The organism is Vallitalea sediminicola, from assembly GCF_054408565.1.
Map to the genome: position 1 here is coordinate 32880 of NZ_BTPT01000031.1, position 23228 is coordinate 56107.

The 23228-nt window shown below is 30.4% G+C and carries 19 protein-coding genes and 5 tRNA genes; 14 read left to right on the plus strand and 10 right to left on the minus strand.

Features of this window, described 5'->3' with window-relative positions; all coding sequences use genetic code 11:
- Positions 1 to 11 precede the first annotated feature (11 nt).
- From ACX6CF_RS14215 to ACX6CF_RS14255, 9 genes are all read left to right on the plus strand, one after another.
- Positions 12 to 893 (plus strand): carbohydrate ABC transporter permease, encoded by an 882-nt coding sequence (locus ACX6CF_RS14215; RefSeq protein ID WP_458786006.1) that lies wholly within the window; start codon positions 12 to 14, stop codon positions 891 to 893.
- A gap of 99 nt (positions 894 to 992) precedes the next feature.
- The gene (locus tag ACX6CF_RS14220; RefSeq protein ID WP_458786007.1) at positions 993 to 2549 is read left to right on the plus strand and encodes an ABC transporter substrate-binding protein; all 1557 of its coding nucleotides are present in this window, start codon (positions 993 to 995) and stop codon (positions 2547 to 2549) included.
- Positions 2550 to 2583: 34 nt separating this feature from the next.
- The gene (locus ACX6CF_RS14225; RefSeq protein WP_458786008.1) at positions 2584 to 5574 is read left to right on the plus strand and encodes a discoidin domain-containing protein; all 2991 of its coding nucleotides are present in this window, start codon (positions 2584 to 2586) and stop codon (positions 5572 to 5574) included.
- 80 nt (positions 5575 to 5654) lie between these two features.
- Positions 5655 to 7529 carry a beta-N-acetylhexosaminidase gene (locus ACX6CF_RS14230; RefSeq protein ID WP_458786009.1) on the plus strand — a complete coding sequence of 625 codons (1875 nt, stop codon included), beginning with the start codon at positions 5655 to 5657 and terminating at the stop codon, positions 7527 to 7529.
- Between the two features lie 286 nt (positions 7530 to 7815).
- Positions 7816 to 8538 carry an N-acetylmuramoyl-L-alanine amidase family protein gene (locus ACX6CF_RS14235; RefSeq protein ID WP_458786010.1) on the plus strand — a complete coding sequence of 241 codons (723 nt, stop codon included), beginning with the start codon at positions 7816 to 7818 and terminating at the stop codon, positions 8536 to 8538.
- Between the two features lie 3 nt (positions 8539 to 8541).
- Positions 8542 to 9615, plus strand: a complete 1074-nt coding sequence (locus ACX6CF_RS14240) for a threonine aldolase family protein (protein WP_458786011.1) — start codon at positions 8542 to 8544, stop codon at positions 9613 to 9615.
- Positions 9616 to 9657: 42 nt separating this feature from the next.
- Entirely contained in the window at positions 9658 to 10638 is a 981-nt protein-coding gene (locus ACX6CF_RS14245) for a ribose-phosphate diphosphokinase (protein WP_458786012.1), read from the plus strand.
- Between the two features lie 51 nt (positions 10639 to 10689).
- Positions 10690 to 11442, plus strand: coding sequence for an AAA family ATPase (locus ACX6CF_RS14250; RefSeq protein WP_458786013.1), 753 nt, complete (start codon positions 10690 to 10692; stop codon positions 11440 to 11442).
- A gap of 30 nt (positions 11443 to 11472) precedes the next feature.
- Positions 11473 to 12162: a hypothetical protein gene (locus ACX6CF_RS14255; RefSeq protein WP_458786014.1), complete on the plus strand. Its 690-nt coding sequence runs from the start codon at positions 11473 to 11475 to the stop codon at positions 12160 to 12162.
- 77 nt (positions 12163 to 12239) lie between these two features.
- On the opposite strand, the gene ACX6CF_RS14260 is transcribed toward ACX6CF_RS14255, so the two are convergent.
- The 3 genes from ACX6CF_RS14260 to ACX6CF_RS14270 all read right to left on the minus strand — a co-directional run bounded on the left by ACX6CF_RS14260 (position 12240) and on the right by ACX6CF_RS14270 (position 14886).
- A complete protein-coding gene (locus ACX6CF_RS14260) occupies positions 12240 to 13607 on the minus strand; it encodes a sensor histidine kinase (RefSeq protein ID WP_458786015.1) in 1368 nt (455 codons plus the stop codon).
- On the minus strand, positions 13598 to 14257 hold the full coding sequence (locus ACX6CF_RS14265) for a response regulator transcription factor (protein WP_458786016.1): 660 nt from the start codon (positions 14255 to 14257) through the stop codon (positions 13598 to 13600). Before ACX6CF_RS14265 ends, ACX6CF_RS14260 begins: the two co-directional genes overlap by 10 nt.
- Positions 14258 to 14328: 71 nt before the next feature.
- Positions 14329 to 14886, minus strand: a complete 558-nt coding sequence (locus ACX6CF_RS14270) for a NisI/SpaI family lantibiotic immunity lipoprotein (RefSeq protein WP_458786017.1) — start codon at positions 14884 to 14886, stop codon at positions 14329 to 14331.
- 300 nt (positions 14887 to 15186) lie between these two features.
- Between ACX6CF_RS14270 and ACX6CF_RS14275 the strand changes: the two genes are divergently transcribed.
- The 3 genes from ACX6CF_RS14275 (at position 15187) to ACX6CF_RS14285 (ending at position 16960) form a co-directional block, all read left to right on the plus strand.
- Positions 15187 to 15681, plus strand: a complete 495-nt coding sequence (locus ACX6CF_RS14275; protein ID WP_458786018.1) for a peptidoglycan-binding domain-containing protein — start codon at positions 15187 to 15189, stop codon at positions 15679 to 15681.
- A gap of 89 nt (positions 15682 to 15770) precedes the next feature.
- Positions 15771 to 16100, plus strand: a complete 330-nt coding sequence (locus ACX6CF_RS14280) for an SH3 domain-containing protein (protein WP_458786019.1) — start codon at positions 15771 to 15773, stop codon at positions 16098 to 16100.
- Between the two features lie 230 nt (positions 16101 to 16330).
- Complete coding sequence (locus ACX6CF_RS14285; RefSeq protein WP_458786020.1) at positions 16331 to 16960, plus strand: hypothetical protein; 630 nt, start codon at positions 16331 to 16333, stop codon at positions 16958 to 16960.
- A 78-nt stretch (positions 16961 to 17038) separates the two neighbouring features.
- On the opposite strand, the gene ACX6CF_RS14290 is transcribed toward ACX6CF_RS14285, so the two are convergent.
- The gene (locus ACX6CF_RS14290; RefSeq protein ID WP_458786021.1) at positions 17039 to 18808 is read right to left on the minus strand and encodes a hypothetical protein; all 1770 of its coding nucleotides are present in this window, start codon (positions 18806 to 18808) and stop codon (positions 17039 to 17041) included.
- A 198-nt stretch (positions 18809 to 19006) separates the two neighbouring features.
- On the minus strand, positions 19007 to 19567 hold the full coding sequence (locus ACX6CF_RS14295) for a DUF2726 domain-containing protein (protein ID WP_458786022.1): 561 nt from the start codon (positions 19565 to 19567) through the stop codon (positions 19007 to 19009).
- 877 nt (positions 19568 to 20444) lie between these two features.
- Between ACX6CF_RS14295 and ACX6CF_RS14300 the strand changes: the two genes are divergently transcribed.
- Both ACX6CF_RS14300 and ACX6CF_RS14305 read left to right on the plus strand, forming a co-directional pair.
- The gene (locus ACX6CF_RS14300; protein WP_458786023.1) at positions 20445 to 20915 is read left to right on the plus strand and encodes a peptidoglycan-binding domain-containing protein; all 471 of its coding nucleotides are present in this window, start codon (positions 20445 to 20447) and stop codon (positions 20913 to 20915) included.
- Between the two features lie 393 nt (positions 20916 to 21308).
- Complete coding sequence (locus ACX6CF_RS14305) at positions 21309 to 22025, plus strand: hypothetical protein (RefSeq protein ID WP_458786024.1); 717 nt, start codon at positions 21309 to 21311, stop codon at positions 22023 to 22025.
- A 538-nt stretch (positions 22026 to 22563) separates the two neighbouring features.
- Here the strand turns inward: ACX6CF_RS14305 and ACX6CF_RS14310 are convergent.
- The 5 genes from ACX6CF_RS14310 to ACX6CF_RS14330 form a co-directional block, all read right to left on the minus strand.
- A tRNA-Leu gene (locus ACX6CF_RS14310) sits at positions 22564 to 22648 on the minus strand.
- Between the two features lie 19 nt (positions 22649 to 22667).
- Positions 22668 to 22741 (minus strand) — tRNA-Lys (locus tag ACX6CF_RS14315).
- A gap of 49 nt (positions 22742 to 22790) precedes the next feature.
- Positions 22791 to 22864 (minus strand) — tRNA-Arg (locus ACX6CF_RS14320).
- Positions 22865 to 22870: 6 nt separating this feature from the next.
- Positions 22871 to 22945, minus strand: a tRNA-Pro gene (locus tag ACX6CF_RS14325).
- A gap of 43 nt (positions 22946 to 22988) precedes the next feature.
- A tRNA-Asn gene (locus ACX6CF_RS14330) sits at positions 22989 to 23060 on the minus strand.
- Positions 23061 to 23228 lie beyond the last annotated feature (168 nt).

Below are 23228 nucleotides of genomic sequence, written 5' to 3' on the forward strand. Positions count from 1 at the left end.
AGGTGAAAGAAATGAATAGTAAAAAAAGTAATTTAAATGAATACATAATCAATGCTATTTTTATTGTAATAAGTATATTGTTTGTTATACCAATTTTATATATTATATCCATATCATTAACAAGTGAAAGAGATATTTTGGAATATGGATATAAATTATTACCTACTAATGTAACAGTTAACGCATATAAATATGTTTTTAATAATCCATGGCAGATAATTAATTCATATGGAGTATCAATTTTTATAACAGTATTTGGAACATTATTAAGTCTTTTTTTAAGTACTATGCTTGCTTATACTATGTCAAGAAAAGATTATAGGTATAGTAGAATTACTTCATTCATTGTATTCTTCACATTATTATTTAATGGAGGACTTGTTCCAACTTACATATTAATAGTTAATTATCTACATTTAAAAAATACTATATGGGCATTAATATTACCTTATACAATTAATGCTTGGTATGTAATACTTCTTAAAGGCTTCCTTTCTACAATACCTTTAGCTCTTGTAGAAGCCGCAAGGATTGATGGTGCTTCGGAAGTGGGTACGTTTTTCAAAATAGTAATTCCACTTTCTAAACCAGCATTAGCGGCAGTTGGTCTTTTGATTTGTTTTACCTATTGGAATGATTGGTGGCTGAGTCTACTCTATATTGATAAAACTAATATAATGCCATTGCAGTATTTATTATATAGAATTATGGCAAACGTAGACTTCTTAAGTCGGCAGGCAGCATCTTCTATTGGGGTGAATGTTAGAGAAATACCTACAGAATCACTTAGAATGGCAATGTGTGTTATTGCAGCAGGTCCAATGTTGATATTATTTCCTTTTTTTCAAAGATATTTTGTAAAAGGGATAACAGTAGGGTCAGTAAAAGGTTAGGTTTCAACAGTCTTTTTCTTGCTAGCAGAAAAAGACTGTGGCAAATAGATTATGAAATGATACATAAAAATATTAATTTATCTTAAGGGGGACTTTTTAATGAAATGTAAATTTTTATCTCTAGTATTGGTATTAGTTTTTGTTTTAACAAGCACATTGGTAGGATGTCAAAAATCAGAATCAAAAGTTAAAGGAACTAAAGTTGATTCTAGTAATACTGAAATAGATTCCATTGATTCAACAAAATCAGTAGAGGAGCTTAAACCAGTAGTATTAAAGTGGTATATAGCTGGGTCAGAACAACCTGGATTATCTGAAGTTGTAGATGAATTCAATAAAAGGATTAAAGAAAAGATAAATGCAACAGTGGATATAACATTAACTGATTGGGGAAGTTATCAGCAAAAAATTCAATTGATGATTGCTTCGGGGGAAGAATTTGATTTGTGTTTTACATCTTATTGGTTAAATAACTATTTACAGAATGTTGGTAAGAATGCATTTATACCTATAGATGATCTCATGAAAAAATATTCGCCTAATGCTTACAAACAAATTCCAGAAAAAATATGGGATACGGTAAGAGTAAAAGGAGAAATATATGGTTTTATTAATTATCAAATTGCTTGTCACCAGCCTGTAATATTTATTAATAAAGAATATGCAGAAAAGTATAAATTTGATGCAAGCAGTGTGAAAACAATTGCAGATATTGAACCATTTCTACAAGAAATTGTTAAAAATGAACCAGATAAATTACCTATTAATTTGAATTCTGGAAACAGCAGTCTTGATACTCTATTCTATGATTCTGAAATAAAAATAGAAGAACTTACAGGAAGACGTATACCAGGTGCTATTAAAATAGATGATTCTACTGCAACAGCAGTTAATCAGTATAAGATTGATGAATATTATAATATTTTCAAATTGGCTAAAAAATGGCATGATATGAATTTCTGGAGAAAAGATTTAGCGACAGTGACAAATACAGCTGCCGAAAGAAAAGCAGGAAAATATGTAATAGAAACTGGTGGAACCTATAAACCAGGGGTAGAAGGTGATCTTGCAGCACAAATAGCAGGTAGTAAGCCTTCTGATTGGATCACTGTAACTTTCGGAGAACCATATTTGGGTTCAAACCAAGGAGCAGGTACTATGCATGCTATAAGTAAGACATCAAAGAATCCTGAACGTGCCATGATGTTATTAGAACTCATCAATACTGATAAAGAACTGTATAATCTGCTTTGCTATGGTATAGAAGGAAAACACTATAACAAAATAGACGAAAATCATGTAGAACCTGTTGAAAATTCAACATATAATCCAAATATTGACTGGGAATTTGGATATCAGTTCAATGCTTATTATAAAAAGGGAGTTAAAGAAGGTACTTGGGAAGAAACAATAGAGCTTAATGAAGCAGCAAAACCATCCCCAGTATTAGGATTTTCATTTGATTCAGAACCTGTAAAATCAGAAATTGCTAAATGTCAGGCAATAGTTGATGAATATGTTCCATTGCTTGCAACAGGCTCTGTAGAGTTGGATAAATATTATAATGAATTTATTGATAAGTTAGAAAAAGCAGGTAGTGAGATAATTGTCATAGAACTACAAAGACAAATTGATGAATGGAAGAAAACTAAGTAAATAGGTTTAATTCAATCTAAAGGGAGGTTTTATGATGTTTAGTAAGAAAATATTAGGTTTATTATTGGGTGTTTTTATTTGTTCTATCAGTCTTTTCAATTTTTTAGATGTACAAGGAGAGGTGCAAAAAATATTTTATGTATCACCAGATGGAAATGATTTGAATTCAGGAACTGAAACACAGCCTTTTGCCTCTTTGGAAAAAGCTAGAGATGCTATCAGAGAATTGAAAAATAGCAGTGGATTACCAGTTGGAGGAATCAAAGTATATCTTAGACAAGGAGAATATAATCTTACAAATACATTCACATTGACTCCACAGGATTCAGGAGAAGCTGGATCGCCTATTATCTATGAGGCTTACCCAGGAGAAAAACCAGTCATTACTGGTGGAAGAGAAATAAATGGATGGACGAAATTAACTACTCAAGTACCAGGTATAACCAATGAAGCAGCAGGTAATCTATGGGTAGCGGATGTTCAACAAAATTGGAGAACTCATTATTTATATGTAAATGGGGAGAGCAAACAAGTTGCAAGAAAATACAATACTGACATTTGGTCAAATTGGTACAAGTTTTACAATAACCAAAATGAATATGGTCCAGCAGAACCGGGAGGGCAATTGTATAAGTTTCGAGATGATGTAAGTCTTGAGAATCTACCTAATAATGGGGATGTAGAAATGAACCTATTACCTGTAAGGTATTGGAATACAATTGCAGTAATTAAAGATATTGATACTGTGAATAATACAGTTCGTGCACATAGTAAAAATCCCTATTTACCTTGGATAGATACTTTGGATCCATATCAGGATGCAGGCTATTGTAATCTATTAAATGCGATTCCATTTCTAGATGAGCCAGGTGAATGGTGTATAAACAGTCAAGACGGTAAAATATATTATTGGCCTGAAGATGGTACGATGAATGGAAAAGAAGCTATTGCACCCGTTCTTTATGAATTAATAAGATTTCAAGGAGATGAAGAACAGCAGCAGTGGCAAAATCAAGTTCATCATATTGAGTTAAGAGGATTAACATTGATGTATACGGATCGTATGCCAGAAGATCAATGGCCAGATGAATGGTTGAAACGAAATTGTGAAAATCCTGATGCTGCATTGGTTCTTCAAGGTGCAAGAGACTGTATAATTGAAGGAAATGTAATATCTAAGTCAGGAACATACGCTATTACTTTGAATAACTATGCCCAAAGAATATCTATTATTGGTAATGAATTGAATAATCTTGGCTGTGGAGGAATACAAATATTCGGTTATGGTCCAGGAACAACTGATTTGAATAAAAATCATGTAATAGAAAGAAATTATATACACGATACAGGGGAAGGAGGATATTCCCACTCAGCCTCAATATCTATATACGGAAGCAACAACAATACTATAAAGTATAATTATATTTATAACATACCTTATATTGCAATCAATATTTCTGGTGCTAATTATAAAGAAATAAATAAGCGCCACACAAACAGTTATTCTTGTTTTGATACTTATGGAAACTGTGAAGCCCAGTATAAATTGAGATTCGATGAATTACCAGATGAAGACTTAACACGTGAGAGTGCTAGACAGTATTATCATTCAGACAATAATGTAATTGAGTATAACATTGTGGATGAGTATATGATGTTAATGGATGATGGAGGAGCATTATATGCTTGGTTCTGTGGAAATAATAATATTTATAATAAAAATATAGTATATAAATCAAATCCAGGTAAACATATGTTGTATCCTCTTTATATGGATGATGGTGTTGATAATACGACAATATCAAATAATATGGTTTGGAGTTCTGGGCAGAATCTGAACAAAGGTGATAATCAATGGTTGAATAACGAAACCAGCTATCCAAGTGCTCCTACTGGATTTTATCCATTGTTTAACCAAATTGTCAATACTACAGATACACAAGGTGGATGGCTGAATGCTACATCACAAGTGAGTTTGAGTGATTCTCATTTAGTACTAAGAAAAGGTACAAAGAAACAGTTGTCACTGATGACCACAATAAGCAGTCTATTAAATAAAAATTCAACATTTACTTGGCAGAGCAGTGATTCTAGTGTAGCTGTAGTCGATACCGATGGAATAGTTACTGCAATATCTGAAGGAATAGCAACAATAAGAGGAACAAGTACTATAGATTCGTCTTATTACGTAGAGTGTGAAGTTGATGTAAAAGATATTCCTATAGCAGGACAGAATCTTGCATTACATAAAAATGTTGCAGTCACTTCGGTTGAAGCAGGAACAAGCTATACAGCTAATCAAGCAGTGGATGGTAATTCGTCAACTAGATGGTCAAGTAATCATAGTGATACAGAGGCAATATATATAGATTTAGGTCAGGAATTCAATATTGATAGCGTAGTATTAAAATGGGAAGCAGCTTATGGAGTAAAATACAAAATCCAAGTATCAGATGATACAGTAAATTGGACAGATATATATGTACAAAATGCAGGTAATGGAGATCATGATGATATTAATTTTACTTCCGTCAATACAAGATATGTAAGGATGTACGGTATACAGAGGTATTTTGATACCTGTGGATATTCCTTGTGGGAATTTGAAGTATATGAAAATATACCCTCATCAGGAGAGAATCTTGCGTTTAATAAAACTATAACTTCTTCATCAGTTGAAACAGGAACAGAATTTCATGCGAGTAATGCAGTTGATGGCATTCTTACAACAAGATGGTCTAGTAATTTTAACGACTCTGAATGGATAAATGTTGACTTGGGAAATATTTACAATATTGATAGAGTCAAATTGAAATGGGAGTATGCTTTTGGAAAAGAATATAAGATACAGGTATCTAATGATGCTGTAAGCTGGACAGATGTATATTCTAATACAATAGGTGATGGTGGTACAGACGATGTATTCTTTACACCTATAGATGCTAAATATGTAAGAATGTATGGTTTGAAGAGAGGAACAGAGTTTGGTTATTCAATATTTGAGTTTCAAGTATATGGAAATTAAACTTATATAACTAAAAGAGTAAGAGTGAGAAGATAAATTATTATTTATCTTCTTCTCAATTTAATGTATGGAGGATTGTTATGTTATTGGTACCAGTTCCAAAAGAGCTACAAATTTTAGAGGAAAAGTTTTATTACATTAATGAAAGTCTTATCATAATTAATAATAGTAATAAAGAAGAAATGTTTTTTATTGCTAAACAACTTCAAGAAATTGTTAATGAAGAAGTAAAAAAATATATTCCTATTATTATAGAAAAGAGGAAAACGAGAAGTACAGGAATCATGTTTATCCAAAAAGAATCACTAAAATGCGAAGAGTATATATTAAAAATCAATCCAAATAGTATTGAAATAGTCTACTCAAAACCAGCTGGTGCATTTTATGGTGTAATGACCCTAAAACAAATCATATCTCAATACGGAGGAGCACTACCTTGTTTAATAATACAAGATAGACCCGATTATCAAGTAAGAGGTATTATGGTAGATATTAGCAGGAACAAAATTCCTACCATTAAGGAATTGTTGGAATTAATTAATTTCATGGCTGAATTAAAGCTTAATCATTTGCAATTATATGTAGAAGGATTTTCTTTTGCTTATCCTTCATTTCCAGAGGTTTGGAAAGATAAAACTCCTATTACAGGGCAAGAAATCATGGAGATTGATGAGTATTGTAGAGCAAGACATATTGAATTAGTATCAAATCATAATAGTTTTGGACATATGACTGATTGGTTGAAAAGGAAAGAATTTAATCATCTAGCTGAATGTCCAGATGGTTATACAAATTCAATAGATAATGTACATAGGGATCCAGGTACCTTGAATCCAAATGATGATAATTCATTGAAGCTGATTGGGAAAATGTATGATGACTTTCTTCCTTATTTTACATCTTCATGGATAAATGTGGGATGTGATGAAACTTGTGAGTTAGGTAGGGGATTCAGTAAAAATGTATGTGAAGAAGAAGGAAGAGGAAAAATCTATCTTGAATTTCTGTTGAAATTAAATGAGTTAGTTCAAAAACATGGAAAGAAAATGATGTTTTGGGGAGATATAATAAATGAGTATCCTGAACTAATAGATGAACTTCCCAAAGATATTATTACTTTAGAGTGGGGATATGAAGAAGAGCATCCATTTGATATCAGATGCAAGCAATATAAAAAGTCAGGTATTCCTTATTATGTCTGCCCTGGGACAAGTAGTTGGGAATCAATTTCAGGTAGGATGAATAATATGAAAAAAAATCTCTATAATGCAGCCATAAGTGGTAAGAAAAATAATGCTATAGGTTATTTGAACACTGATTGGGGAGGTAATGGACATTGGCAATATCCATGTGTAAGCTATCCAGGATTTGTGTATGGAGCGGCGTTAAGCTGGGATGTTGAAAAAAATAAAGACGTTGATATTGCTGATTATTTGAATCAAATGGTATTCGAAGATGAAAATAATAGAATGGGACAATTTGTAATGGATTTGGGTAATTATTATCTCAAGGAGACCAAAAAGATGTTTAACAGTACCTATATATCTAAAATACTAGTTACTGATATAGAGATAAACAAGTTCTTAAATGTTTCTGCAGATATTAATGATATGAAAGAGGAAGACATTGAAAGTATAGAAGAATATATAGAGCAATTAGAAAGGCAGCTTGATAAAACTAATATGAGATGTGAAGATTCTAATCTTATTTATAGTGAGTTTAAAAATACTATAAGATTCATTAGACATGGATGTAAATTAGGTAAATTCAAATTGGCGATGGGTCAAAAGGAAATAGAGAATAAAGAGGGTTTATTAAATGAGATGATTGAAGATATTGGTGTTATTATTGTTGAGCATCAGAAATTATGGATTAGAAGAAACCGGCTAGGAGGTCTTAATGATAGCATTAATCAGTTATCAAAGTTAAAAGATCACTATTATTCATTATTATAGCAACTATACTAGAAGTTCATGTGAATTTTATTGTTAAAGTATAGTATATACAGGAAGGTTATTTTAACAACAATAGTTGTATAAAGTAACCTTTTTTATATTAGATATAGAATTTAACATGAATAATGAAATTGTAATCTTCGTAACAAAAATAAGTATGCTGATTAGGTTAAGGTAGATTAATTTATATAATATGTTAAAATATATTATATAATCATATATTTATTTGTATTATCAAATTATTTGTAAAAATAATTTGATAAATTTAATAAGGGGAGGGTAAGTAGTGAAAAACAATAAAAATGGAATTGTATGTCTTGACGCAGGTCACGGATTCTATTCATGTGATAAAACAACTCCTGAATTTGAAGATGGAAGTACTATACATGAAGCAGAACAGAATTATCCAATAATGTATAGAGTAGCTAAATACCTAGAATTCAATAGAATAAAAGTTATTATGACCAATGATAACATCTATAAGGACAAAAGTGTAAAAGATAGGGTAGAAGTATGTAATGAAAGTAATGCGGATATAATGATATCTATACGTAAAAATGGTATAAATCGTAAGTGGCAAAGTTATGCCAAGGGAATAGAAACATATTGTTTTAAATTTGGTACTGAAGGGGAAAAATTAGCAAGAAGAATACATAATAACCTAATTAATGATACCAAGTTATACAATAGAAGTGTTAAAGAAGGTAATTGGGATATAATACAAATGACCAAAGTTCCAACCGTATTATTAGAGTTAGGATTCATGGATTATCTGGAAGAAGCTAAACAAATGAAAGACAGGCCATGGCATGATAAATATGCTAAAGCAATAACAAAAGGTATATGTGATTATTTTAATATGAAGATAACAGAATTCCCATATCTATCTATAGATGAATTAGACTATTATAAAGAACAGGTTATAGAGTTAGAAGATAGAATTGTTAAGCTTCAAAAAGAGTTGTCTCTATATCAGTTGAAAGGAAATGCCAATAAACTAGGAGGATAAATGATGAGTGAAATGTTAATTGAAGCTTATAAAAATACTAGATATAAGTTGAATGGTAATGGAAAATATAGTATCGGGCAATTACAGATTCCTATGGAAAATGTAGATGAAGATAAGCCAATAGATTTTTATGGCAATGGAGCGATAATTAATGACTTTGAAGACAAAGTAGCCAAAATGTTGGGTAAAGAGAAAGCTGTTTTTTTTCCAAGCGGAACAATGGCACAACAGATTGCACTTCGCATGTGGTGTGATGAGAAAAAAATATATAGGGTAGCATATCATCCACTAAGCCATTTGGAGATTTATGAGCAAGATGGTTTGAAGAAACTTCATAATATTGAGACTGTACTATTAGGAAAGGAAAATCGGTTGTTCACTATAGAAGATTTAAAGAAGGTGGGAACAGATATCTCAACATTACTTGTGGAGTTACCTCAAAGAGGTATAGGTGGACAACTTCCAAATTGGGAAGAACTAAATGAGATTTTGGATTATTGTAAGAGAAATAACATAAGGACACATCTGGATGGTGCAAGGTTATGGGAAATAACTCCGTATTACCATAAAGAGTTAAAAGAGATATGTGCTGGTTTTGACAGTGTATATGTTTCATTTTACAAGAGTATCGGCGGTGTAGCAGGTGCTATATTAGCAGGTCCTAAGGAATTTATGGAAGAGTCGAAGACATGGAAAAGAAGATATGGTGGAGATTTAATAAGTTTATATCCGTATATTATTAGTGCTGAGTATTGGTTGGATAAGCGAATTAGTAAAATGGATGATTATTATAATCATGCCAAAGAAGTAGCTAAATATTTTAATAGTATTAATGGAGTTTATACCATGCCAAAAATGCCTGTATCAAATATGTTTCATGTACATTGCAGTAAAGAGATTGATAATATTGAAGAAATATTAGTAGGGGTTATGAATAAGGTAGGTGTAGGGATTACACCATATTTGATAGAAAAAGAAAATACCTGGATGTTTGAAACATGTATAGGTGATTCTTATGAAGAAATATCAAATGACTTGTTAGAAAAATGTTTTCAGGAGTTAAATATAAATATGTAAGGTAGCTGATAATGATAATGATAAGGATAAGGAGTGGTTAGGTTGGATACAAAAAGTGAAATAAAAGTATTTGCAGGAAGTACAGGTAAAGAGTTTGCTGAGAAAATTTGTATTTATCTAGACTCGCAGTTAGGAAAGTCACGAGTTATTACATTCAGCGAAGGTAATATATATGTAAAAGTTGAGGAGACAGTTAGAGATAAAGATGTATATCTTGTACAGTCTATTGGATTGCGACCTAATGATGAATTTACTGAAATATTATTTTGGATAGATGCATTCAAAAGAGCAAGTGCTAATTCAGTGACAGTAATTATGCCTTATTTTTCTTATGCCAAAGGAGATAAGAAAGATGAACCAAGAGTATCAATACGTGGTAGAGTATGTACAGAATGTATTGAATTAGCGGGAGCGGATAGAGTTGTTACTATGGATCTGCATAGTCCACAGATACAGGGATTTTTTAAGAAACCAGTGGATCATTTATTTGCTTTACCAATATTATGTGAATACATCAATTCTTTAAAAATAGAAGATTTAGTAGTTGTATCACCAGATTCAGGTTTTGCAAAAGAAGCTAGAAAATTTGCAAGGTATCTGAAATTACCAGTAGCGATTGGTGATAAAGAACGAGAAGGACATGACGAAAATGCTAAGATAATTGAAATAGTAGGTAATGTAAAAAATAAGAATGCATTGATTGTTGATGATTTTAGTATTTCTGGAGGAACATTAATTGACCTAGCTGATGAATTAAAAAAACGTGGAGTAAAGAGAATATTTGCTTGCTTATCTCATATTCTTCTGAATGAAGAAGGAGTTACAAAGCTTGAGAATAGTCCAATAGAGAAGCTTATTTCTACTGATTCAGTATACAATCCATATGTTATGGAAAGTAAAAAAGTTAAGATAATTTCAGTTGCACCACTATTCGCTGAGACTATAAGAAGGATACACAGGAGAGAATCAGTTAGTCCACTGTTCAACAAAGTGCCAAAAGAAGTTTTACAAATAGAAGAGTAGTATGAATATAGATTACTAGTAGACATTTATTATAGATAGGAAGTGAATAATATGCTGGAAAAGGGTTTTTATCAATATATCCGTAAGATTAAACTAGAGCGAGATGGCATTAATTGCAAGGAATATCCATATTGTTTAAAAGCTGTGCGTGAGTTAAATGAATTAGAGTTGCATCCCAATGTTACATATATTATTGGTGAGAATGGTAGTGGTAAATCAACATTATTAGAAGCAATTGCTGTAGCATTTGGGTTTAATCCTGAGGGAGGTAGTAAAAACTTTAATTTTAGCACACAAGAAACACATTCGATCTTGTCAGAATCTTTACGGCTTACTAAAGGAGTGAAAAAACCTGGTGATGGTTATTTTCTAAGAGCAGAAAGTTTTTATAATGTAGCTTCTAATATTGAGCAGTTAGATAATGAAGGAGGATTTGGACCCCCTATAATAGAATCTTATGGTGGTATATCTCTACATGAACAATCTCATGGTGAGTCATTCATGTCACTACTTACTTATAGGTTTGGAGGTAAAGGAATTTATATACTAGATGAACCAGAAGCAGCTCTCTCACCAACAAGACAACTTGCTTTATTAAGAAAGTTACATGAATTAGTTATGGATGATTCACAATTTATTATAGCAACCCACTCACCAATAATAATGAGTTATCCCAATGCTATCATCTATAGTCTAGATGATGATTATAAAAAAATAGATTATGAAGAGACCGAGCATTATAGAGTGATGAAGGATTTTATAAATAATCCTGTTGGAATGCTAAGATATATTATGAAAGACTAATACGAGATAATATATAATGGAGAAAAGATTATGATGATATATGGAATTTTGTTAATAATTGTTATTTTAACGTTAGTACAATATTATATTGAATGGAGTTATAAAACTAACGGTAAAAAATTATATAAAGTATTATTTTACAGTGGATATTTCATTGAATATAGTTTGTATACAGTAATAAGTTATTTTATCACAGATGCAGTTACAGATTTTTTAATAGTTACAGGTTCGTTTTTGTTAATGCATATAATGTTTACAGCTATATCTAGAGAGTGGTTTATATCAAAATTATTTGTTAGGTTGATAATGATGATTGTTATTCCTGTGATTTATCTTTTTATACTAATTAACATCAGCCAATTGGTATTAATCTATAATGTTTTCAATGTTTTTATGGTGATTGCAATTATGGCAAATTGTAAACAAAGATCTAGTATTAAACGTAATTTCATTGAATTTGCCATATTTGCACTAAGTTTCATTGCTTGTTTTATATTATTGAAACAGAATAATATGGAAGAAATCTATAACAAACCACAAGTTCAAACCATTAATAAAATGGTTGATGTATTAGAAATAGACGATACTAATATTATGAGAATTGGGAGAGATGGAGGATTACGAGGAGAATTGATTGATATTTCCATTGAGACGACAAAAGGTTATTACATAGTTTATTACAAAGATGGTAAGATAGTTAAATATGAAAAATTGCATTAAGATAGGGTGAATTTGGCTGCAATCTATTGAGGATTAGCAGCCACGATTTTTGAATCTTATTAAAGGAAGAAAACTCCCTATACTGGAATTTCAATTGTAACTTCACCACCACAAGTAATAGGAGAATTTGAAATTAGTAGAGTACCTTTATGTAGTTTAACTATTGATTCTGTAATATATAAGCCAATACCATAATGAGTTTTTTTATTTCTACTTGTGTCACCCATATAAAACTGATTTGTTGCATGTTTTAAATCAGAAGGAGAAAATCCTTTTCCCATATCTGTTATGAGAAATCTAATACATTCATCAAAACATTCTACAGAGATTTTAATTTCACTTTGTTTCGGGGAATAATCTGAGGCATTGGATATAACATTCATAATTGCTCTATGAAGCAACGCTGAATCAGCAGTAAAGGTTTCAGGTATATCAATGCAACTGAAATTAATATTTAGCTGTTTTGCATAAGCAAGTCCTTGTGATTGATATTTACAATCTTTTATAAACTGTTTTGTATTGATATTATGTAAGTGTATTTGATATCCACATTCTGCTTGAGTAAGACCTATAAGCATTTGGAGATATTGGTGCATTTGTTGAGCATTTTTTAAAATATACTGAGTATATTCTTTTTGAATATTTGTTTGATTAGTATCATTAAGTAATTCAGCATTGCCCCTAATTATTGTGAGAGGTGTTTTTATATCATGAGCAAGTGCAGAAGTTTGCTCTTTTTTTGTCTGTTCTATTCTCCATTGATTTTCTAGAGAATTCTTTAGTTCTTCTTTCATATCTGAAAATGATAAAAGTATGTTGTTGAACTCCTTAATATTTGATACTCCAAGTTCAAAATCAAGATCCTGTTCCTTGATTTTTTCAGTAGCGTTCATCAAGGGTATAAGCTGCTTTTTTATACGTTTTGCGAAAAGAGTTGTAACTATAAAACAAGCTATCAAGCAGTTTGTTATGCATAAAATAATTAGTATTTTATCAGGGTTTGGCAGATTTCGTTCCATCCAATGATTTTTGTAACTTGAATGTAAATAATATTGGAGAACACAATATCCTTCATCGCGTTTAATTACAAGATAACAATTATCTTGGGATACAGGTACATATTCTCCTTTTGCAGTTAAAATAGAATTATTTAATTGTTCTGTTTCCATATTGGTTTCTTTCACTGAAAAATCATTGCTTAAATAAGAATAGGTACATGAAGTTGGAATTACAGAGTTGTTGAAATCTTTTGACTCGGTAATTTCTTTTGCTATACTTTTAGCTTGAATTTCTGCTGAGTTTGCGTAAGTATACCATCCCATCTTTGTACCCATGGAAAAAAGTATGTAGGGTATAATAAAAGCTGCAACAAGTACCATTCCCATAGAAAAAAGATATTTAAAAAAAATAAAGTTCAGTGGAAGATGTCTTTTTTTTAATTCCATTTGTAACCTATCCCCCAAACAGTTGAAATAGGAGCAAAATTATAAACCGATAACTTTCCACGTATATTTTTAATGTGCTCTGCTATTGTTGAAACATCGCTTTCTCTTTCGTAACCATAAATCGCTTCATATATTTGATCTCTAGAAAATACTTGTCCACGATTTCTAGCTAAAAATTCGCAAATATTGTATTCAGATTTTGTGAACGGTATCTTCTGGTTTTCAATCGTTGCTTCTTTGGCTGACAGGTCAAATCTTATTCCTGACGCACAGAGTATGCTATGTTTTTCACGCTGTTCTCTACGCAGGTGAGCATTAACTCTAGCCCTTAGTTCCCCTGTACCAAATGGTTTGGTAATATAATCATCTGCTCCAAGGGCAAGTCCGTTAATTATGTCAGATTCCGTAGTTCTTGCGGTTAAAAAGATTATTGGGCAATCAACAATATTACGGATATTCTGGCAAAAAGTAAACCCGTCTGTACCTGGCATCATAATATCAAGCAATATCATATCGTAATCAGAAAGATTATTAGGATCAATATTATCCACCAAGTTTTCAGTAACTACTATATGATTATCTTTTATAAGGGAATTTTTTATAAGTGCTAATATATCAAGTTCATCATCAATAGCGAGTATTTTTACCAATTCTTCCACTCCTTTACATAAAGATTAGTATAGCTTGATACTATGTTAAAATCAACCTTTATTATAAACAATTACCATTCAAATTTAGTTGTGATTTCTTCAATAGTTTCCTCAGTGAATGTTATTCTTTCTTCATCTTCGTTTTTTAATTCTACAGGCACAGCCTTATAAAAACCATTGAAGAGTTGGACAACAATTGCTTCGTCATCATCCGTATCCTTAGTTGAAAGAACATTGTAAAAGGGAACTATATATTTTGCTTTTTGAGGCAAATCTTTTAATATATCTTTAATCTGTGAGGTAGGAGTAGCTTTCATTTTAACTTGGTTTATGATGCTGTAGTTTTCATCTAGTACAGTAATCTTTTTGAATACACCTCTCCAACCACCTATTTCTGATCTATCAACAGTTTCGCTTAAAACTTGATAGGTTACTTCATCATAAACAATCTGGGTTGCATCAGCTTCATTTACTGTACATACAATCTTATCTTTGCTTCCATACTCACAGATTTTATTAAGAGTATAATCAGTAATAGAACACCCGGTAAAAAATATACACGTTATCATAGTAATAATAGTAATAGAAATAATTGATTTTATTTTGTTGCTTTTATTTGAACTAATCATAGTAAGTTCTCCTTTCTGTATTGATTGTTTGATGTTTCTGTTTTAATGATAAACTATAAATTTAAGGATTTTATAAGGATTCTACAAATTGATTTGCTAAGAACTTATTTAGTGAAGTAGAGTAATTAATATGGTTTTAATATATACCATTTAAATATAAAGTAGTAGTAGAAGCTTTTAGAGAATAGCTTGTCTTTTTTTGCGATATTTTTATAAGGTTGAATACAGAAATTTACAATATTTTCTAAGTGTATGTGATAGTATATGTAATGTATTGATAATTAAAAGGAGGAAATGTATATGAAAAGAAAGAAGGGAAGAGTGTTAACACTACTACTAGTTGTCTTTGTAATGACATTAAGTAGTGTTACAGTCAATGCAACAACAGTCACATGGCCAGTTGTTAAAAAAGGAGATTCTGGGTCTAATGTGACCTCTTTACAATATCTTTTGAAATCTAAAGGCTATAACTTATCTGCTGATGGCATTTTTGGTTCAGGTACAAAATCAATTGTCAAAAACTTTCAGGCATCAAATGGACTAGTTAGTGATGGTATAGTGGGGGAACAAACTTGGTTAAAATTAATAGTAACTTTACAATATGGAACAAAAAGTAATGCGGTAAAAGCAGTTCAATATCAACTAAAGGATAAGTATGGTTTTTATTACTTAGATGTTGATGGTGATTTTGGAACAATGACAAAAGATGTTATTGAAACATTTCAAGAAAATGAGAAGATCACTTGTGATGGTATAATTGGTACAGAAACTTGGTTACATCTTCTAGGAAGATAATGATAGTAATTAATTAACTTTTAAAAAGGATATAATGTTTTAAAATGAAAGAATATTATATTACTAATAAAAAAAGGAGAAAATTAAAAATGAAAAAACAATTATTAATATTATCATTAGTAATAGGAATGATATTAACATTTAATACTGCTACTTATGCGAAAACCACTATTAATACAGATAATCAAATCGAGATTGTGAATCTACAAAGTGGTCTTCCTGCACCTGGGTATATAAAAGGGTTTAATGTACCGTTTAAATCATCAGCAAATGCATCTTCTACAACATTAGGCGTTTTTGAATTCGGTGAAGAAGTAGTTGTAAATTATTTCACTGGAAATTGGGCTAGTGTATACAGAATTGAGACAGGTCAATATGGATATGTTAGTAAAAGATTTATATCATTTGGAGCGGTTTAAAAACTGTATAATTATAAAAGTAACCTATGCATAATAGTATAGGTTATTTTTAGTTTAGGATTGGAAGAACTTAATATACATTTTATATTATTTTATAGCAAGTACGACACATGAAGTACTTAGCTTATTAAATAACACAGATGATATGGTATTTCTTAGATAGTTTAAAATTAAAATAGATAGGAAATTATAAAGATGATTAAGTTAGTAAGAAAGAATCTGATGAGAGAATGGATAAAAACTGCATTGGAATAAAAAGAGATAATGAGTTTAGAATCGTAACAAAAGAATTATATAAACAATTGGGAGATAGATATCAGGAGTTTAATTATACATTGCCAGTAAAACTAATTAGAAAAATCATACAGAATGTAAAGCGTGAATATGAACTGTATGAATGCTCAATCACATATGGGAAACGAGGATTAAAGCAATATAGCGATATACAAGGTATCATCAAATTGAAAACTAATTTATTAATAAGATTAGTTTTTGGGAATAAGTATATTGTGTTTGAGCAACTACATCCAAGTTTATATGATGAATCATATATTAAATTAACGACAGATCATATTGATAAATTGAAAGTTGATTTGGAAGAAGGTAAAGAACTAGATATCGATTATTATACTCTGTATATTGACCAGCATGCTTGGATGATAGCAACCAAGGACTTAAAGGAATTGTTAAATAAGACAAAGCATATAAAATCAATGAGTATAAAACAGTTCAATAATTTAATTTTGAATTACGTTGCTACCAGTATTGAAGTTAATGATGATGTAGAGATAGTAATAAATTATAAAAATGATAAAGTAATAAATATATCTTTAGAGGATACAGAAGAGTATTGGGAATAATTCATTTAATAAAAGACTCCCTTCATGACAAACAGTTTTATTATTTACTGTCTAACAAAAAGGGAGAATTTTACTATTCTATTTTATATAGTTGTTAAAAGTATCTTCGTTTATTTCTTCACCTGAGAAGGCTAAGTATTGTTCGGCGTATGTTGCATATTCTATAGTTTCTACTTCAGAATAGATCATTAAATCACAAATTATGTAAAAGCGCTGACCTGTAGCAGTTTCAATTTTTTCTTTGACTTCAAAAGCCTCATCAATTTCTTCTTTTACCCAATCTGCTTGTTGGAAAAAGTCGATTATTTTTTCTTTAGTATCAAAATAAGGAACTAGACCTAAGCCTTGTAACAATTCATCGATATTAGATGCTCTTTTAGTTTGATTGGCATCATCAGTTATTCCTATATATTTTTTTGCTTCGCCAGTTTCAATTTTAATTAATCGTCCTTCTAGAAATTCTTCATAAGCTGAAGAGAATCCTTCACCTTTTAGATCTTCTCCATTGTTTAAACGATTTACATAATCATCAAAAGCTTCTTTTTGATACCCTTCATTCCAGTTAGTAACTATATAGTCATAGTTAGAAGATCCTTTTGTAACGGGGTTATAATCATCTTGAGGAATCCAACTTTCATTTATATTGACTTCAGCTCGGTAATGTAGAGCAGTTTCTCCCATAACTAGTCGTACTGCTTCATATGGATAATCTATAATAGATAAGCCTTTTTTAGTAATCCAGTTAGTGTAGTGTTCAAATTCTTTTAATGATAGGCCTTTAGAGGTAGCTTCATAAAAAGAATTAGTAGATACATCACTTGGTTTTACAGTGGTATTGGTAATTCTTACGTTTAACCCATAATAATCAGCGATAGCAGCATAAATAATTGCGTAGTGATAGCATATACCGTAGTATTTATTACCATCTTTCATATTAGATAGCATATCCATTACAGTATAGGTATTAGGAAAAGCATAATTCCAACGCATAGAATAAGAAACGTCTGGATAATTTTCAGAACTCGAAGCATAGATCATGTTATTTATTTGCCACTGCTTTATAGCATCAGCGATTTCAGTCTCAGAACCAGTAAATCCATTAGCACCTAAGAGCTTAATATCTTCAGTAGTTAATTTGGAAACAGGGCTATTTACAACATGAATATTAGTGGTTGAATCAGTATCTTCTTTAGTTATTCCAATTTCATTTGCTAATGTAAGATCTATAGCCCCTGTATCAATTAATTGATCGGCTAAAGTATTACTATTATCTTTTATAGATTGTTTTAGGGCATCATAAGATAGTTTAGCCACGTGATCTCTTAAAAAAGTAGAATTATATAATTCTTGATAAAGATTATTATCAATTAATCCAATTTCTAAACTTTTATCTACTGCTGTAGTCCAAGTGAAATCCTTATTAATTACATATCCCAAAGCAGTTAAAGTGAAAGTTAGATAGGATTTTCCTTGCATAAGTAGAGTTGATCCATATTCTGTTGATGAAACCCCTCTAGTTAAACCATGATGCCATAGATATCCTACATAAGGATCACCCCAAGTAGGAACATCTTTAAATGGATGGGAATATTTTTGGGTTAAAGCTTCATCATTTCCACCTAATAGTCTTACGAAAAGAATTCCGCCTTCTAATCTGGTGGGAGTTCTATCAAGTTCAAATCCTTGATTGGTACCTACAAATACATTGATTTTTTTAAGAAGCTGGGCTTGATTTTCATATTGAGTGTTTACTACTGCAAATGAAGGAAATGTCAATATGAGATTTAGTGCATTAATAAAAAGAAATAAAAAAATAAATATTTTCTTAGATACAAGTTTTCTAGTCATGGTGATGGACTTCCTATTTTTTTATAATTCCTTTGTCTAAATTGCTTACCTAAATTCCATGTTGAATAGTTACAAAAAAAGATAATTCTTTTTGTGAAAAATAGTATATTTATCTATATTTTATCACTTTCGACATTATTTTACAATGCTTCAATAATAAAAATAGGGTAAAGGATAATTCCTTTAACCCTATTTTTATCAATTAGTTAATTCATTTTGTATCTTTTCTTTTAGTAATTGTCTATTGTAATTATAGGAACATTTAATATGTAAACTTTTATAACCTGAGATTTCAATAATTTCATCCATAAATTTATCTCTATCAGATCTAGATTTATTATTATGGGATTTATCATCTAACTCAACACATATTAAAGGTTTTAAGTCCTGATTATTACATAATACAAAGTCTACATGTTTGGATTTAATCTTGTTAAAATATGTTTGCCTATTATCAATTTTTCCAACTTTAATAATATCTGCAACACGTACTTTTGTAAATAAAGCAATATCTAACTCGGCACATATGTTATAAAGTATTTTGTAAAAGCTAAATTCTGCTTTTGATAGTAAGCTATCAACACCATTATATGCTTTATTATAATTGTATTCTATTTTATTAATTTTGTCAGATTCAATATTTACAGTATTATTATCTTTATTGTTACTGGTATCATTATTATTGGGTTCATCATTTGATAAAGATTTGACTATTATTACTATAACAAATATTACTGCGATTAATATTAATAAGTACATAATTACTCCTTCTGAATCCCCTCTGTAATTAGTATTTGAAATATTAAATCGTTTATTAGATTAAAAAATCTTTACCTCGTAGTCTTTCGTGTCACATAAAAGTGTTGAGATATCTAAAATAATGTTTGTTGTATGTTTATTAAAATCTCTATAGTGTCTCGGTGTTTCTATAATAGTGTTCAAATTTGTCCTCCTTCCCTATCAAACGCTATATATCAAATTTAACTATAGATTTGATATTCAAGTTAAGCGTTCTAGGATTTCTAAGAAACGAGTTTAAAATTTCATTTATTATTATAGCATATATATTGTTTTATCAAAATAATTTGAAATAGTGGCTATTAAAAAAAGTAGGGTTTCAAATTCCTACTTTTTTTCAAGTTTTTGTTTTACAAAACGTAATAAAGTGCATGTTGATAGGTATACTGTACATTGATATAATAAAGAATAAATGGGTCAAATAATAGTAAATGGAGAATTAAGATGCATATTAAAGATATCAGAACAAAATAATGTTAATGAAATAGATACTAAAATTATGAAGATGGTTATAAAAACATATGGATATTTTGCGTTCTTTTTTATTTCATTTACATAAAAATGATTGTTATGAAATTTTAAACTATCCTGAGGAATTAATTATTACTGATTATATAAATACTATGAGTTTAATAGTTGAAGATTGTTTTCTTAATGGTGTAAGGATTGACTGGAACATACTTAATGTTGAACTATAAACAAAAATATTATTTTTTAGGATAAGTTGAAAAGCTTGTCCTTTATTGCGTATTTTAGTACTAATAATTGACAGACTTTTTATTAAGTAAAGATTAAAATAATTAGTATACTTATTTAATATACAAGAGGAGGATTTGATATGAAAAGAAGGAAAACAATGATTTGTACACTCTTAGTAATATTCACGGTATTGTCAAGTAGTGTGTTGATTAATGCCGCTTCATGGCCAGTTCTTAAAACAGGAAGTAAAGGGGGGGATGTTAAAACCTTACAATACCTATTAGTTTCTAAAGGTTACAAGAATATGGAAGTTGATGGTGATTTTGGTGATGAGACATATCGAAATGTCAAAGGATTTCAAACAGCCAGAGGACTAAAAAGAGATGGAATAGTAGGATCAGCAACTTGGTTAAAATTAATAGTAACCTTAAAACGTGGAGAAAAGAGCAATGCTGTAAAAGCGCTTCAATGCCAATTAGGTATAAGTGAAGATGGTGATTTCGGTCCAGGAACAGAAAGCGCAGTCATAGAATTTCAAGAAAAATATGATGAGCTAGATAATGATGGTATAGTTGGTCCAAACACTTGGAGATATCTTCTTAGTAACTAAGATGAACAAGGTAATCCCATAAAAGATGGCAAAAGGTAATAATATTAATCAGAATAATAAATATAGTAGGTAAAGGTATTATTTAGGTTAGGGATAAGCCCCTAGCCTTTTCTGTTGTTATACCATACAATAAGACTTTCCAAATATATTGGGTACTATCTTTATAATATTTCTCTGTTTGAGAGTGTGGTCGAAAAATGAAGAAGTTTTGTGGCAAAATTAGACATACATTTCTGAATAATCATGATATAATTTACTTGATTTCGATCGGAATTATAATTTAAATTAAGGAGATAAAAAAATATATACTATAAATAATAAAACAAAAAATTAAAATAATTTATCTTCTTAACAATTACAATAAAAAGGATAAAATATAAGGAGGATAAACAAATGAATATTAAGAAGTTAAAAATATTTTCTACTATAATATGCGTTTTAACTTTATCATTAGTATGTCAAATTAGTAGTTTTGCAGCTAATCTAGGTGATAGTGTTGGTACGGATACAACCTTTCAAGTAAATGATTATCTTTTGTCACAAAATGGTCAATATAAAGCGCATTGGCAGCAAGATGGAAATTTTGTTGTTTATAATAGCGATTTGCAACCGCTTTGGGCATCCAATACAATGGGTTCAGGTGTACGTTGTAGTTTTGAAGATAGTGGTAATTTAGTTATACGTGACCATGAAATAAGTCAAAAAATAATTGTAAGTAACATAGATCCATACGATAACTACATTTCTCATAGCTATATCAGTGTTTATAAAAATGAAAATCCAAATACTGTTAAAGAAAGGGTTTTGACTGATATACATATAGTAGATAATATGATAATAGGACAAAAATATGAATGGGTTATAGTTTCAAAAACAAGTAATGCTAATACTAGAAAAGCTAGAATTATAACATATGTTAGTGAAACTCCTTTTGGAAAAATCAATTTTATTGAAGATATAATTGATGTTCCTAAAAATGAAGTTATTTGGAGTTCTCATATTGAAAGTGGCTATACAGGTTCAAATGTATTAATAATGCAAAATGATGGCAATCTAGTCATTTATGATGAAAATAATAATCCTGTATGGGCTACTGGCACTGTCCAATAATAAGTAAATCAAGGTGGATATTTATGTTTTGTAAACTACTACAGTGGCTTTCTAAAATTATCCAACTTTAACTAAAGCACTAATTAGTACATAGGAGCCTTAAAACAGGCTCTTTTAATTTGCATAAAATGCAGAAATATTATTATAATAGTACTTTAATTTTTAATTGGTGTCAATTTTGGTGTCAAACCGTATTTTTAATATTTTAAAACTATCATATACAGTGTAGTTGTGGGAGGAAATCCACCAAGTCTAGTATTAAATTTTGCTTATTATTAAATACTGGTATGAGATAAGCTGAGATAACAAGAGGTACAACTCATTTATTCAGACATACATTTATAACTAGAAAATGTTTAGAAACTAATGACGCTTTTATGTTCATCTAATGCCAATAGACCAACTATTATCAACCATAAAAATGTAAAATATTCACAGGCTTATTTATGCCTTAAACGTATAAGACCATGTAAAAAGTAATCAAAAAAAGGCTATTATCATAATGATATAGCCTTTATAAATGCGATAAAATCGTTGATGCAGTTGGGGGGACTCGAACCCCCAAGTCCAAAAAGGACACTAGATCCTTAGTCTAGCGCGTATGCCAATTCCGCCACAACTGCTAATTTTAGATGAAAAAAATGAGCCACCCGGGACTCGAACCCGGGACACCTGGATTAAAAGTCCAGTGCTCTAGCCGACTGAGCTAGTGGCCCATAGTGTAAAAAAATATGTTGTATATTACTCATTAATAAAATTAATGAGCGTGCCTGCAGGGATTCGAACCCCGGACACGTGGCTTAGAAGGCCACTGCTCTATCCTACTGAGCTACAGGCACATACAATCGGGGTGACAGGATTCGAACCTGCGGCCTCTTGAACCCAAATCAAGCGCTCTAGCCAAGCTGAGCCACACCCCGTTTTGTAATAGTACAAAACGATTTAAAACTATTTCAAAAGCAACTCCCCGAGTGGGACTCGAACCTACAACCCTTCGGTTAACAGCCGAATGCTCTACCATTGAGCTATCGAGGAACAGCAAAATGAATTATATAGTAATTTTGACAAAAAGTCAATACTTTTTTAGAAAAAAATTTGAGGCGCTATAGAAACCCAGTAATAATCAGTGTTGCAAGGTAAATGGTTAAATACTCTGAAATGATTTATTAGTGTGAATTAAAAGTTATTAGTAGAAACATATAA

Bases quoted from the DNA above. Each gene is read 5' to 3' on its own strand.
- ACX6CF_RS14215 (WP_458786006.1), top strand. From the start codon at position 12: ATGAATAGTAAAAAAAGTAATTTAAATGAATACATAATCAATGCTATT.
- ACX6CF_RS14220 (WP_458786007.1), top strand. From the start codon at position 993: ATGAAATGTAAATTTTTATCTCTAGTATTGGTATTAGTTTTTGTTTTA.
- ACX6CF_RS14225 (WP_458786008.1), top strand. From the start codon at position 2,584: ATGTTTAGTAAGAAAATATTAGGTTTATTATTGGGTGTTTTTATTTGT.
- ACX6CF_RS14230 (WP_458786009.1), top strand. From the start codon at position 5,655: ATGTTATTGGTACCAGTTCCAAAAGAGCTACAAATTTTAGAGGAAAAG.
- ACX6CF_RS14240 (WP_458786011.1), top strand. From the start codon at position 8,542: ATGAGTGAAATGTTAATTGAAGCTTATAAAAATACTAGATATAAGTTG.
- ACX6CF_RS14250 (WP_458786013.1), top strand. From the start codon at position 10,690: ATGCTGGAAAAGGGTTTTTATCAATATATCCGTAAGATTAAACTAGAG.
- ACX6CF_RS14255 (WP_458786014.1), top strand. From the start codon at position 11,473: ATGATGATATATGGAATTTTGTTAATAATTGTTATTTTAACGTTAGTA.
- ACX6CF_RS14260 (WP_458786015.1), bottom strand. From the start codon at position 13,607: ATGGAATTAAAAAAAAGACATCTTCCACTGAACTTTATTTTTTTTAAA.
- ACX6CF_RS14270 (WP_458786017.1), bottom strand. From the start codon at position 14,886: ATGATTAGTTCAAATAAAAGCAACAAAATAAAATCAATTATTTCTATT.
- ACX6CF_RS14275 (WP_458786018.1), top strand. From the start codon at position 15,187: ATGAAAAGAAAGAAGGGAAGAGTGTTAACACTACTACTAGTTGTCTTT.
- ACX6CF_RS14280 (WP_458786019.1), top strand. From the start codon at position 15,771: ATGAAAAAACAATTATTAATATTATCATTAGTAATAGGAATGATATTA.
- ACX6CF_RS14285 (WP_458786020.1), top strand. From the start codon at position 16,331: ATGGATAAAAACTGCATTGGAATAAAAAGAGATAATGAGTTTAGAATC.
- ACX6CF_RS14290 (WP_458786021.1), bottom strand. From the start codon at position 18,808: ATGACTAGAAAACTTGTATCTAAGAAAATATTTATTTTTTTATTTCTT.
- ACX6CF_RS14295 (WP_458786022.1), bottom strand. From the start codon at position 19,567: ATGTACTTATTAATATTAATCGCAGTAATATTTGTTATAGTAATAATA.
- ACX6CF_RS14300 (WP_458786023.1), top strand. From the start codon at position 20,445: ATGAAAAGAAGGAAAACAATGATTTGTACACTCTTAGTAATATTCACG.
- ACX6CF_RS14305 (WP_458786024.1), top strand. From the start codon at position 21,309: ATGAATATTAAGAAGTTAAAAATATTTTCTACTATAATATGCGTTTTA.